The sequence below is a fragment of the Streptomyces sp. WAC03905 genome (assembly GCF_057371075.1).
In genome coordinates this window covers 5,864,937-5,876,678 of the sequence record NZ_JBXYDZ010000003.1, presented here as the reverse complement: position 1 = coordinate 5,876,678, position 11,742 = coordinate 5,864,937, and the positions used below count along the sequence as shown (strand labels likewise).

The following is an 11,742-nucleotide window of genomic DNA, read 5'->3' as shown; positions in this document are numbered from 1 at the left end:
GACCGGGCCCTGCGGGCGGGACGCCGTCGCTCAGGCCCGCGCGCCCACCCGGCGGGATCGCCGGACGGCGGCCGCGGCCAGCCCTCCGAGCGCCAGCACAGCGGCCCCTGCCGTCCACGGCACCTGCGCACCCTCGGCGACAGTCGACACGGCGTCCGACACGGCGTCCGGCACGGCGTCCGGCACGGCGTCGGCATCCGCACCGCCCTCGGCGTAGCCGCCCGCCGTGCCGCGTTCGGCGTACGGGGAACCGGGGAGCTTGTCCCCGTACGCCCCGGCGACCCGTGCCCGGTACGCGCCGAGCGTCGTGCCCCCGTCGCCCACGGCCCGTACGCCGTCCTCGTCCAGTGGCAGCACCCGGCCGCCCCCGGCCACGTACCAGGCGTCGATCTGCGGTTCCCGGAAGACGGTCCCGCCGGGCAGTTTCTCCGCGCCCAGTCGCGCGTAGCGGAATTCGTCGTCACCGGTGGCGATGTTCACCACCTGCCAGCCGTTCTCCGTCGGGGCCGTCCACAGCGCGGCCTCCTGCCCGTCGGAGGAGACGGCCCGGCTGGCGAGGAACTCCAGGCGGGCGACGGACGCGCCCGGCCGGCCCGCGACGAAGTCCGGGGAGAGGTGGTGGACGGGGACCGCCTCGCCCTCGATCCGGGGCTGCGCGGCGGCGAGGGAAACCTTGCCCTCCCGGGCGAAGAACCGGGAGAGCGTGGCCAGCGTGTCGGGGGCGGTCGCCGCCCGCGCGGCGGCCGCCCTGTTCTCGGCGGTGGCGGACGGGGGCTGCGGCACGGGGGCCGCGAGGGCCTGCGGGGCGAGTCCGAGGAGGGCGGTGGCGGCCAGGACGGCCGCGGCGGCCGAAGCGCGCAGGGTCATGGCGCTCACGCCCCGATCCGGTAGAGGGAGTGGGTCCAGGAGAAGGTGCTGTTGTTGACGTACCAGGCGTGGGAGGCCCAGTTGTAGCGGTCGCTGGAGGGCCAGGGGTCGCCCCAGTAGACCCAGTTGCTCGCGGTGTCGTAGCCGTAGACGACGTGCATGTGGCCGCCGCCGTTCGACCACTGGATCCGGGTCTCGATCGGGCGCCCCGCGTTGATCTCGGTCTGGACGGTGGAGTACTGCAGCCAGCCGGTGACGTACGAGCCGGGGCTGACGCCCGCCCAGCGCAGTCCGGTCTGGACGTTGCCGAGGGTGGCCTGGTTGTTGGGGCAGTCGGTGCCCTGCTGGCGGTTGAAGGCGGCGTTGCAGAACTGGTTCTGGGAGTGGTTCCGGCCGAACCAGGTGGCGATGGTGTTGCCGCCGGCGGCCCAGCACCAGTTGCTCTTCGTCTGGGACTGCATGGTGATGTTGAGGCGCTTGGCGGCGAGGGCGGAGTCGGTGCCGGCCTCCGCGGCGGTGGCGGTGGTGGCGGGCAGGGCGAGGACCAGGGCGCTGAGCAGGGCGGTGAGGGCGGCGGCCGGGGAAAGCCGCCGGTTTCGGTTGCGCATCGCGTTCCTCCCGAGGTGGGGAGTGGGGGGTGGAGGAGCGCGTCCGGACGCTGTGGAGGAGCATCAGGCAGTTGTCGCGATCAGGTCAACGCGCTTGAATACGCGGTGACGTTGCAGTGTGAACGGTGGGGCTGTGGTGTGAACGGTTGCTGCCGTTCCACCTGGCCCCCCGGGGCTGCCGCCGTGATCCCCCACCCCGGCGCGTGTGAACGTTCACAGAGGAGTCGCCATGCGGCCTTCCCCGGACCCGGCATGCCTGGCCGAACTGGACCGGCTGTTGCGCGGCGGCCCCTTCCACCTGGCCCTGCGCGCCGCCCTGGCCGCCCGGGGGCTGCCCTTGCAGCGGGTGCAGCACCGGCTCGCGGCGCAGGGCATCACGGTCGGGGTGACGAGCCTCAGTTACTGGCAGCAGGGCGCGCGGCGACCGCGCCGTCCGGAGTCCCTGCGGGCCGTCAGCGCCCTGGAGCGGATCCTGGAACTGCCCGACGGCGCCCTGGTCCGGCTGCTGGCGGCCCCGGCGTCCGGCGCGGGGCCCGCCCGGCCGGCCGGGCGCTCCTACCGGGCCCTGTTCAGCGGCGGCGGGACGGTGGAGCGGCTGCTGGAGGCGATGGACCTCCCGCCCGACGGCGGGCTGCACTCCCTCGGCCACCACGAGCGGGTCCGCATCGGGCCGGGGGGCGAGCTGCGGGTCCGCGAGTCGCAGCAGATCGTCCGGGCGCACCGGGACGGGGTGGACCGCTACCTCGCCGTCCACCACGGCGACCCGGGCTGCGACGTGTCCCGGGTGCGCGTGACGGCCTACGAGAACTGCCGTACGGGCCGGGTGCGGTGCCATCCGGAGGCCGGGGTGGTGGTCGCGGAGCTGCTCTTCGACGCCCGGCTGCGGCGCGGCGACACGTACGTCTTCGGTTACGGCGTCGAGGACGGCACGGGTCAGCGCAGTGGGGAGTACGTCCGCGGCTTCAGCTACGCGGGCGGCCAGTACGTGCTCCAGGTGCGCTTCGACGAGGCGGCCCTGCCGGTGCGCTGCCGGCGTTTCGCCCGCAGCGGGCCGGACGCCCCCCGCACCGGCCTCGCGGACCTGACGCCGAGCGGCCGGCACCGGGCGGTGCACCTGGTGGAACAGGCGGTGCGGCGCGGGATCGTGGGCATCGCCTGGGACTGGGACTGACGCCCGCCGGACCGGTGCCGGTCCTCGTCCCGCCGGAGCCGGGTACGGGTCAGCCCGCGACGAGCCTGCCGTTCTCCGCGCGGACCGGCACCTCCGGCAGCGGCCGCTCGGCCGGACCGCGCAGGACCTTGCCCGTCGACACGTCGAACCGGCTGCCGTGGCAGGGGCAGTTCCCCTCCCCCTCGTCGATCGTGTCGAGGACGCAGCCCGCGTGGGTGCACTGGGCGCTGAACGCCTTGTACTGGCCCTCCGCCGGGCAGCTGACGATCAGCTTCCGCTCCCGGTAGAGCTTCGCGCCGCCCACCGGGACGTCGGCCGCGGCGCCCAGCTCGACGGGCGCGGTGGGGGTGGCGGGGGTGTTGCCTCCGCTGTTGCCCTCGGTGGAGCAGGCCGTGAGCGCCGCCCCGGCGCCGGCGGCCCCCGCGAGCGCGGCGGCGCCCTTGAGGACGGTACGGCGGGCGGCGGACTGCGGCGCGGACATGCGGTTCTCCTGAGGTGCACGGGCGGGGGCGGCGACCGGACGGGCCGGACGGTCCACCCGACGATACCGCCGCCCCATGGAGTACCTTCCTCCGCGTGATCGTCGTCGGCGGAGAAGCCCTCATCGACCTGGTGCCCGCGGCCGGGCCGCCGGGCGCGCTGCTGCCCCGCCCGGGCGGCGGCCCGTACAACACCGCGCGTGCCCTCGGCCGCCTCGGCGCGGCGGTCGCCTTCTGCTCCCGGGTCTCGACGGACGGTTTCGGCGAGAGCCTGCTGGCCGGCCTGCGGGCCGCCGGGGTGGACGTGTCACTGGTGCAGCGCGGGCCGGAGCCGACCACCCTCGCCGTGCCGTCGCTGGCCCCGGACGGCTCGGCCTCGTACGGGTTCTACGTGGAGGGCACCGCGGACCGGCTGTTCACCCTGCCGCCCGCCCTCCCGGACGGCGTACGGGCCCTCGCGCTCGGCACCTGTTCGCTCGTCCTGGAGCCGGGCGCGAGCGCGTACGAGACCCTGCTGCGCCGGGAGTCGCGGCGCGGGCTGCTGACCCTGCTGGATCCCAACATCCGGCCGGCGCTGATCGCGGACCCGGAGGGGTACCGCGCCCGCTTCACCGAACGGCTGCTGCCGTGCACGGGCGTGCTGAAGCTGTCGGAGGAGGACGCGGCCTGGCTGGGCGGGCGGGTCGGTGACTGGCTGGCGGCCGGTCCCTCGGCGGTGGTGCTGACCCGTGGCCCGGCGGGGCTGACCGTCTGGACCCGGGACGGCGCGGAGTACTCGGCGGCGGCCCGTCCGGTCGCGGTGGCCGACACGATCGGGGCGGGCGACACCGTCAACGCCGCCCTCCTGCACCGCCTCGCCGCGGCGCCGGGCGGCCCGGTGGACTGGCCGGACGTCCTGGCGTACGCCGCGCACGCGGCGGCCCTGACCTGCACCCGCCCGGGAGCGGAGCCGCCGTACGCGGCGGAGCTCAGCGCCTAGGTCCTGTCGTCAAAGTGGCGCCGGTCAGGCCCGCGGCGTCCGGTGCCGTGCATCGCAAGGCGGAGGGGCGCCCGAGTACTGGACGTACTTGGGCGCCCCGACAACGCGGCGAGGTGCGGTGCCGGGCGCCGCGGGCCAGGTGCAACTCTGACGACAGGGCCTAGCAACCGCGCGCCGCGGCGGCCTGACGATCATCGCGTCCAGCACCGCATGCCACCGGCCCCGGCTCCCGAGCCCCTTGCCTCCGTGCGTCCGGGCGGGAGCGCACGGCCACGGCGCGGTGGCGCCGGGGCAGGGCCGGGACGGCGGGAGGGGCCCTGCCGGTGGCCGGGCCCCTCCCGTCTGCTGAGCCGATCGCAGCGATTAGACCTTGCGGGTCCGCGTCGTCGTCTTCTTGGCCGCGGCCGCGGTCTTCTTCGCGGGAGCCGCCTTCTTCGCCGCGGTCGCCTTCTTGGCCGCGGTCGCCTTCTTGGCCGGGGCCTTCTTCGCCGCGGACCGCACCGGGGACGCCCCGGCGTCGGAGACCCGGTCCGCGCCCAGGATGTCCCGCAGGAACTTGCCCGTGTGGCTCGCACCGACCGAGGCCACCTGCTCGGGCGTGCCCTCGGCCACCACCAGGCCGCCGCCGTAACCGCCTTCGGGGCCCATGTCGATGACCCAGTCCGCGGTCTTGATGACGTCCAGGTTGTGCTCGATGACGATCACCGAGTTGCCCTTGTCGACCAGCCCCGACAGCACCTTGATCAGCTTCGAGATGTCCTCGAAGTGCAGGCCCGTCGTCGGCTCGTCCAGCACGTAGACCGTGCGGCCCGTCGAGCGCTTCTGCAGCTCGGAGGCCAGCTTCACGCGCTGCGCCTCACCGCCCGACAGGGTCGGCGCGGACTGGCCGAGGCGGACGTAGCCCAGCCCGACCTCGTTCAGCGTCTTGAGGTGCCGCGCGATGGTCGGCACCGCCTCGAAGAAGCCCAGCGCCTCCTCGATCGGCATGTTCAGGACTTCCGCGATGGACTTGCCCTTGTAGTGGACCTCCAGCGTCTCCCGGTTGTACCGGTCGCCGTGGCAGACCTCGCAGGGGACGTAGACGTCCGGCAGGAAGTTCATCTCGATCTTGATCGTGCCGTCGCCGGAGCAGTTCTCGCACCGGCCGCCCTTGACGTTGAAGGAGAAGCGGCCCGGCAGGTAGCCGCGCACCTTCGCCTCCATCGTCTCGGCGAAGAGCTTGCGCACGTGGTCGAAGACGCCGGTGTACGTCGCCGGGTTCGACCGGGGCGTCCGGCCGATGGGCGACTGGTCGACGTGGACCACCTTGTCGACGAGGTCGTCGCCGTCCACCCGGGTGTGGCGGCCCGGGACGGAGCGGGCGCCGTTCAGCTCGCGCGCGAGGTGGGTGTAGAGGATGTCGTTGACCAGGGTCGACTTACCGGAACCCGAGACGCCGGTCACGGCCGTGAGCACGCCCAGCGGGAAGGACACGTCGATGTCCCGCAGGTTGTTCTCCTTGGCGCCGTGGACGGTCAGCCTGCGCTCGCCGTTCACCGGCCGGCGGATGTCCGGGATCTCGATGGACTTCTTGCCCGCGAGGTACTGCCCGGTCATCGACTCGGTGTTCTTCAGCAGCTCCTTCAGCGAACCGCTGTGGACGACCTTGCCGCCGTGCTCGCCCGCGCCCGGACCGATGTCCACCACCCAGTCGGCCACCTTGATGGTGTCCTCGTCGTGCTCGACGACGATGAGGGTGTTGCCCATGTCGCGCAGCCGCACCAGCGTCTCGATCAGCCGGTGGTTGTCGCGCTGGTGCAGGCCGATGGAGGGCTCGTCCAGCACGTACAGCACGCCGACGAGACCGGAGCCGATCTGCGTGGCGAGCCGGATGCGCTGGGCCTCGCCGCCCGACAGGGTGCCGGCGGCCCGGTTGAGGGAGAGGTAGTCCAGGCCGACGTCCACGAGGAAGCGGAGCCGCTCGTTGACCTCCTTCAGGACCCGCTCGGCGATCTTCTTGTCGCGGGCGTCGAGGCGCATCCGCCCCAGGAAGTCCGCGCACTCGCTGATCGACATGGCGGCGACCTCGGCGATCGACTTCTCCATCACCGTCACGGCGAGCACGATCGGCTTCAGGCGGGTGCCCTCGCAGGTCGGGCAGGGCACCTCGCGCATGTAGCCCTCGAAGCGCTCGCGGCTGGCGTCGCTCTCGGACTCCGAGTGCCGCCTCTTCACGAACGGCACGGCGCCCTCGAAGGCCGTCGTGTAGGCCCGCTCGCGCCCGTAGCGGTTGCGGTAGCGGACCTCGATCTGCGTCCGGTGGCCGTAGAGCAGGGCCTTCTTCGCGCGCACCGGCAGCCCGGCCCACGGGATGTCGGTGCGGAAGCCCAGTTCCCCGGCCAGCGCGCCGATGAGCCGCTGGAAGTAGTCCTTGGTGTGGCCGAGCGACCACGGCGAGACCGCGCCCTCGTCGAGGGACTTGTCCTCGTCGGGAACGATCAGCTCCGGGTCCACCTCCATGCGCGTGCCGATGCCGGTGCACTCGGGGCAGGCGCCGAAGGGCGAGTTGAAGGAGAAGGAGCGCGGCTCCAGCTCCTCGAAGGACAGGTCGTCGTACGGGCAGTAGAGGTGCTCGGAATACATCCGCTCACGCTCGGGGTCGTCCTCGGCGAGGTCGACGAAGTCCAGGATCACCATGCCGCCGGAGAGGCCGAGGGCGGTCTCCACGGAGTCGGTGAGCCGGCGCTTGGCACTGTCCTTGACGGTGAGGCGGTCGATGACCACCTCGATCGTGTGCTTCTCCTGCTTCTTCAGGGTCGGCGGCTCGGAGAGCTGGACGGTCACGCCGTCCACCCGCGCGCGGCTGTAGCCCTTGGTCTGGAGGTCGGCGAAGAGGTCGACGAACTCGCCCTTGCGCTCGCGCACCAGCGGCGAGAGCACCTGGAAGCGGCTGCCCTCGGGGAGCGCGAGCACCTTGTCCACGATCGCCTGCGGCGACTGGCGCGAAATGGGCCGGCGGCACTCGGGGCAGTGCGGCCTGCCGATGCGGGCGAAGAGCAGGCGGAGGTAGTCGTAGACCTCGGTGATGGTGCCGACGGTCGAGCGCGGGTTGCGCGAGGTGGACTTCTGGTCGATCGAGACGGCCGGCGAGAGGCCCTCGATGAAGTCGACGTCGGGCTTGTCCATCTGCCCGAGGAACTGACGGGCGTACGACGAGAGCGACTCGACGTAGCGGCGCTGACCCTCGGCGAAGATCGTGTCGAAGGCCAGGGAGGACTTGCCCGACCCGGAGAGTCCGGTGAAGACGATGAGGGAGTCGCGGGGCAGGTCGAGCGAGACGTTCTTGAGGTTGTGCTCGCGAGCGCCACGAACGATGAGACGGTCGGTCACGCCGGTCCGCACCTTTCTTGAGAGAGCGGGGGGCACGGCCCCCGTCCCAGGGTATGGGGGGGCGCCTCTGCGGTGGAGATGGAGCTTGGACTTCGAGCGTATAGCACGCACATTCGATTTACGGCACTCCGCGGACCTCTTCACCCGATCGTGTGGCCGACGTCCCCGAGCACTAGGCTCGACGTCATGACTGATCATGTGCACGACCTGCGATCTGTACGTGAAGCCACGGACCGACTGCTGACCGCGGTCGCGAAACTGGACAACGGCGCGCTGTCCGAGGAGTCACACCTCCCCGGCTGGACCCGCGGCCACATCCTGGCCCACCTCGCGCGCAACGCCGATGCCCTCGTCAACGTCTTCGAGGGCCGCCCCATGTACGAGAGCGGCGAGGCGCGGGACGCGGACATCGCCCGCGACGCCGGCCGGCCCCTGGAAGAACACCTGACGGACCTCGGTGATTCCGCGGCCCGCTTCCTGGCCACCACCGAGCACGACCAGGACTGGTCGCGCACCGTGGAGCTGCGGGGCGGCGTCACGGACCTCGCGGCGAACGTGCCCTTCCGCCGCTGGGTCGAGGTGGACCTGCACCACGTCGACCTGAACATCGGCTACGGGCTCTCCGACCTCCCGGCGGAGTTCACGGACCGCGAGATCGGCTTCCTCGCCGACCGCTGGTCCGGCCGTCCGGAGGTGCCCGCGACGGCCCTGACCACCACCGACGGCCGCACCTGGCGCACCGGCTCCGCCGGGGACCCGGCCGTGACCGTGTCCGGCTCCCCCGCCGCACTGCTCGCCTGGCTCGCGGGCCGCGGCGACAAGGGCGCCTCCCTGACCACCACGGGCGGCTCCCTCCCCGCGCTCCCGCCGTTGTAGGAAGACACCTCTAGGATCACCACATGACGTACACCGGAGAGGTCAAGGTCGGCGGTCCGGCCGACGTGCACGAACTCGCGGACCTGATGATTTCCAAGGTCGCCGTGGGTTCGATGAACAACAACGCGTACCTGCTGCGCTGCCGGTCCACCGACGAGCAGCTGCTCATCGACGCGGCCGCCGAACCGCAGACGCTGCTGAACCTGATCGGCGACGACGGCATCGCCGCCGTCGTCACCACCCACCGGCACGGCGACCACTGGGGCGCGCTCGCGGAGGTCGTGGCGGCCACCGGAGCGCGGACGTACGCGGGCGCCCTCGACGCCGAGGGCATCCCGGTCGCGACCGACGTCCCGGTCGCGGACGGGGACACCGTCCGCGTCGGGCGGGTCGAGCTGACCGCACGGCACCTGGTCGGCCACACCCCCGGCTCGATCGCGCTGGTCTACGACGACCCGCACGGTCACGCCCACGTGTTCACCGGCGACTGCCTGTTCCCGGGCGGCGTCGGCAACACCCACGACGACCCGGAGGCCTTCAAGAGCCTCCTCGACGACGTCCAGCACAAGCTCTTCGAGCAGCTGCCGGACGAGACCTGGGTCTACCCGGGCCACGGCAACGACACCACGCTCGGCGCCGAGCGTCCGCACCTCGCGGAGTGGCGCGAGCGCGGCTGGTAGGGGCCGCAACGCGTCAACTTCCCGGCGCGGAGCACTCCTTCCGGTCGTTGACGGGCGAACGCATGTCCCGGCGGACGGGGAGGCGGTATCTGGTGCGGCATGCAACAGGACCCCTCCCCGCCCCTCGCCCCCGCCGCCCCGCCGGCCGCTGACGACGACGGCCCCGCCCGCCGGCCCGGCATGCTGCGGCTCGCCTCGGCAGCGCTCGCCGGGACCGCCATCGAGTTCTACGACTTCTTCGTCTACGGCACGGCCGCGGCGCTCGTGCTCGGGCCGCTGTTCTTCCCGTCCTTCTCCCCGCTCGCCGGCACCCTCGCCGCATTCGGCACCTTCGGCGTCGGCTTCCTCGCCCGCCCGCTGGGATCGGCCCTCTTCGGCCACATCGGCGACCGCTACGGCCGGCGCCCGGTCCTGCTGGCCTCCCTGCTGCTCACCGGCCTCGCCACCGTCGCCGTCGGCTGCGTGCCGACGTACGGGACGATCGGCATCGCCGCCCCGGTGCTGCTGCTCCTGCTGCGCTTCCTCCAGGGCCTCGGGCTCGGCGGGGAGTGGGGCGGCGCGGTGCTGCTGACCGCCGAGCACGCGCCGGAACGCCGCCGCGGGCTGTGGGCGAGCTTCCCGCAGATCGGCCCGGCGGTGGGGTTCCTGCTGGCCAACGGCCTGATGCTGGGGCTGTCCGCCTCGCTGACCGACGCCCAGTTCGCCTCCTGGGGGTGGCGCGTGCCGTTCTGGGCGGCGGGGCTGCTGGCGCTGGCCGGACTGTGGCTGCGCCGCTCGGTGGAGGAGACCCCGCAGTTCCGTGCGCTCGCGGCGACCGGGCGGCGGGCCGACGCCCCGCTCGCCGAGGTGGTCCGGGGCCACTGGCGGCTGCTCCTGCTGACCGGCGGGGCCCTCGCGGTCGGGTACGCCGTCTTCTACGCGGTCACCACCTGGTCCCTCGCCTACGCCACCGAGCACCTCACGGTGAGCCGCACGACGATGCTGGCCTGCATCATGGCGGCCGTCGCGTTCAAGGGCCTGATGACTCCGCTGATGGCGATGCTCGGAGACCGCTACGGGCGGCGGCCGCTGTGCCTGGCCGGGTGCGCGGCCAGCGCGGTGTGGATGTTCCCGCTGGTGGCTCTGATGCGGACGGCCGACCCGCTGCTGATGACGCTGGGCTTCGCGGTGGCCCTGCTGGGCATGGTGACGATGTTCGCGGTGGTGGGCGCGTACCTGCCGGAGCTGTACGCCCCGCGGATCCGCTGCACGGGTGCGGCCGTGGGCTACAACCTCGGCGGGGTGCTGGGCGGCGCGCTGACCCCGATCGTGGCGACGGCGCTGGCCGACGGCTCCGGGCCGCCGTGGGGCGTCGCGGCCTACCTGACGGCGATCGCCCTGGTCAGCCTGGTCTGCTTCGCGATGCTGCCGGAGACCGGCCCGCTGGTGGTGCAGAGGCGGACGGGCGCGGGCTTCGACCGGATGGACGCGGAGACGGAAACGGGGGCGGCCGCTTCGGCCGCCCCCGTGTAACCCCGCGGAGAGGTCCGCGGGGTCCGGGTCAGGCGTCGATGCTCTCGGTGCGGGTGGCGGCCTCGGCCGCCGCCTGCTTCTTCGAGGCGATCAGGCTGGTGATCGTGGTGATGACCAGGACACCGCAGATGACGCCGAGGGAGACCGGGATCGAGATGACCGGGACGTGCACCCCGGACTCGTGCAGGGCGTGCAGCACCAGCTTGACGCCGATGAAGCCGAGGATGATCGACAGCCCGTAGCTGAGGTGGACCAGCTTCTTGAGCAGGCCGCCGATGAGGAAGTACAGCTGGCGCAGACCCATCAGCGCGAAGGCGTTGGCCGTGAAGACGATGTACGGGTCCTGGGTCAGGCCGAAGATGGCGGGGATCGAGTCCAGGGCGAACAGCACGTCGGTGGTGCCGATGGCCAGCATGACGATCATCAGCGGCGTCATGATGCGCTTGCCGTTGTTGACGATGAACAGCTTGGTGCCGTGGTACTGGTCGGCGACGCCGAACTTCTTCTCGACGGACTTCAGGAGGCGGTTCTCCTCGAACTCCTCCTCGTCCTCGTCCTTGCGGGCCTCCTGGATCAGCTTCCAGGCGGTGTAGATCAGGAACGCGCCGAAGATGTAGAAGACCCAGCTGAAGCTGGCGATGATGGCGGCGCCGGCGGCGATGAAGACCGCGCGCAGGACGAGTGCGATCAGCACGCCGATGAGCAGCACGCGCTGCTGGAGGTGGGACGGCACCGCGAACTTCGCCATGATCAGGACGAAGACGAACAGGTTGTCGACGCTCAGGGACTTCTCGGTGATGAAGCCGGCGAAGAACTCCTGCGAGGCCTGCGGGGTCCCGAAGAACCACAGACCGAGGCCGAAGAGGGCGGCGAGCACGATCCAGACGACCGTCCAGGTGCCGGCTTCCTTGATCGACACGTCGTGGGGCTTGCGGCCGATGAAGAAGTCGGCGCCGATGAGCAGGGACAGACCGAGAATGGTCGCGACCCAAAGGGCCCAGGAAACTTCCATGGTGAACACGCCTCCGGCGGATGGCTCAGCACTTCGTCAGCGTCATCGCTGCCGGAGGTCTCTTCCACCCTGGCGGCCTGGAGGCCGTGGGCCGACGCCCCGGGACCGACTTGCGCTCATTCAAACGCAAAGGTCCGTATTGACGGGTACGCCGTAGCAGGAAAGCAGGAATACTCCCCTCCGCGCTGT

At 72.2% G+C, this 11,742-nt stretch carries 10 protein-coding genes; 5 read left to right on the top strand and 5 right to left on the bottom strand.

The features are described from left to right. Nucleotides 1-30: 30 nt before the first annotated feature. The gene (locus tag AC2RP6_RS29045) at nucleotides 31-867 is read right to left on the bottom strand and encodes a hypothetical protein (protein WP_486450487.1); all 837 of its coding nucleotides are present in this window, start codon (nucleotides 865-867) and stop codon (nucleotides 31-33) included. Between the two features lie 5 nt (nucleotides 868-872). Further along, nucleotides 873-1,475: a papain-like cysteine protease family protein gene (locus AC2RP6_RS29040; RefSeq protein WP_486448856.1), complete on the bottom strand. Its 603-nt coding sequence runs from the start codon at nucleotides 1,473-1,475 to the stop codon at nucleotides 873-875. Nucleotides 1,476-1,704: 229 nt separating this feature from the next. Here AC2RP6_RS29040 and AC2RP6_RS29035 point away from each other — a divergent pair, with 229 nt between their 5' ends. Further along, nucleotides 1,705-2,646: a hypothetical protein gene (locus tag AC2RP6_RS29035; protein ID WP_486448855.1), complete on the top strand. Its 942-nt coding sequence runs from the start codon at nucleotides 1,705-1,707 to the stop codon at nucleotides 2,644-2,646. Nucleotides 2,647-2,695: 49 nt separating this feature from the next. Here the strand turns inward: AC2RP6_RS29035 and AC2RP6_RS29030 are convergent, their stop codons facing one another. Next, a complete protein-coding gene (locus tag AC2RP6_RS29030) occupies nucleotides 2,696-3,127 on the bottom strand; it encodes a Rieske (2Fe-2S) protein (protein ID WP_486448854.1) in 432 nt (143 codons plus the stop codon). 95 nt (nucleotides 3,128-3,222) lie between these two features. Between AC2RP6_RS29030 and AC2RP6_RS29025 the strand changes: the two genes are divergently transcribed. Next, a complete protein-coding gene (locus AC2RP6_RS29025) occupies nucleotides 3,223-4,104 on the top strand; it encodes a carbohydrate kinase family protein (protein ID WP_486448853.1) in 882 nt (293 codons plus the stop codon). A gap of 363 nt (nucleotides 4,105-4,467) precedes the next feature. Here the strand turns inward: AC2RP6_RS29025 and uvrA are convergent, their stop codons facing one another. Beyond that, the gene (gene uvrA / locus AC2RP6_RS29020) at nucleotides 4,468-7,473 is read right to left on the bottom strand and encodes an excinuclease ABC subunit UvrA (RefSeq protein WP_486448852.1); all 3,006 of its coding nucleotides are present in this window, start codon (nucleotides 7,471-7,473) and stop codon (nucleotides 4,468-4,470) included. Between the two features lie 186 nt (nucleotides 7,474-7,659). Here uvrA and AC2RP6_RS29015 point away from each other — a divergent pair, with 186 nt between their 5' ends. From AC2RP6_RS29015 to AC2RP6_RS29005, 3 genes are all read left to right on the top strand, one after another. Continuing rightward, on the top strand, nucleotides 7,660-8,349 hold the full coding sequence (locus tag AC2RP6_RS29015; protein ID WP_486448851.1) for a maleylpyruvate isomerase family mycothiol-dependent enzyme: 690 nt from the start codon (nucleotides 7,660-7,662) through the stop codon (nucleotides 8,347-8,349). A 23-nt stretch (nucleotides 8,350-8,372) separates the two neighbouring features. Beyond that, the gene (locus AC2RP6_RS29010; protein ID WP_486448850.1) at nucleotides 8,373-9,029 is read left to right on the top strand and encodes an MBL fold metallo-hydrolase; all 657 of its coding nucleotides are present in this window, start codon (nucleotides 8,373-8,375) and stop codon (nucleotides 9,027-9,029) included. Nucleotides 9,030-9,209: 180 nt separating this feature from the next. Next, a complete protein-coding gene (locus tag AC2RP6_RS29005; protein WP_486450486.1) occupies nucleotides 9,210-10,541 on the top strand; it encodes an MFS transporter in 1,332 nt (443 codons plus the stop codon). A 28-nt stretch (nucleotides 10,542-10,569) separates the two neighbouring features. On the opposite strand, the gene AC2RP6_RS29000 is transcribed toward AC2RP6_RS29005, so the two are convergent. Beyond that, nucleotides 10,570-11,553, bottom strand: coding sequence for a TerC family protein (locus tag AC2RP6_RS29000; protein ID WP_486448849.1), 984 nt, complete (start codon nucleotides 11,551-11,553; stop codon nucleotides 10,570-10,572). Between the last annotated feature and the right edge of the window lie 189 nt (nucleotides 11,554-11,742).

Coding starts and splice junctions, on each gene's coding strand:
- AC2RP6_RS29045 (WP_486450487.1), bottom strand. CDS start 867: ATGACCCTGCGCGCTTCGGCCGCCGCGGCCGTCCTGGCCGCCACCGCC.
- AC2RP6_RS29040 (WP_486448856.1), bottom strand. CDS start 1,475: ATGCGCAACCGAAACCGGCGGCTTTCCCCGGCCGCCGCCCTCACCGCC.
- AC2RP6_RS29035 (WP_486448855.1), top strand. CDS start 1,705: ATGCGGCCTTCCCCGGACCCGGCATGCCTGGCCGAACTGGACCGGCTG.
- AC2RP6_RS29030 (WP_486448854.1), bottom strand. CDS start 3,127: ATGTCCGCGCCGCAGTCCGCCGCCCGCCGTACCGTCCTCAAGGGCGCC.
- AC2RP6_RS29015 (WP_486448851.1), top strand. CDS start 7,660: ATGACTGATCATGTGCACGACCTGCGATCTGTACGTGAAGCCACGGAC.
- AC2RP6_RS29010 (WP_486448850.1), top strand. CDS start 8,373: ATGACGTACACCGGAGAGGTCAAGGTCGGCGGTCCGGCCGACGTGCAC.
- AC2RP6_RS29005 (WP_486450486.1), top strand. CDS start 9,210: ATGCTGCGGCTCGCCTCGGCAGCGCTCGCCGGGACCGCCATCGAGTTC.
- AC2RP6_RS29000 (WP_486448849.1), bottom strand. CDS start 11,553: ATGGAAGTTTCCTGGGCCCTTTGGGTCGCGACCATTCTCGGTCTGTCC.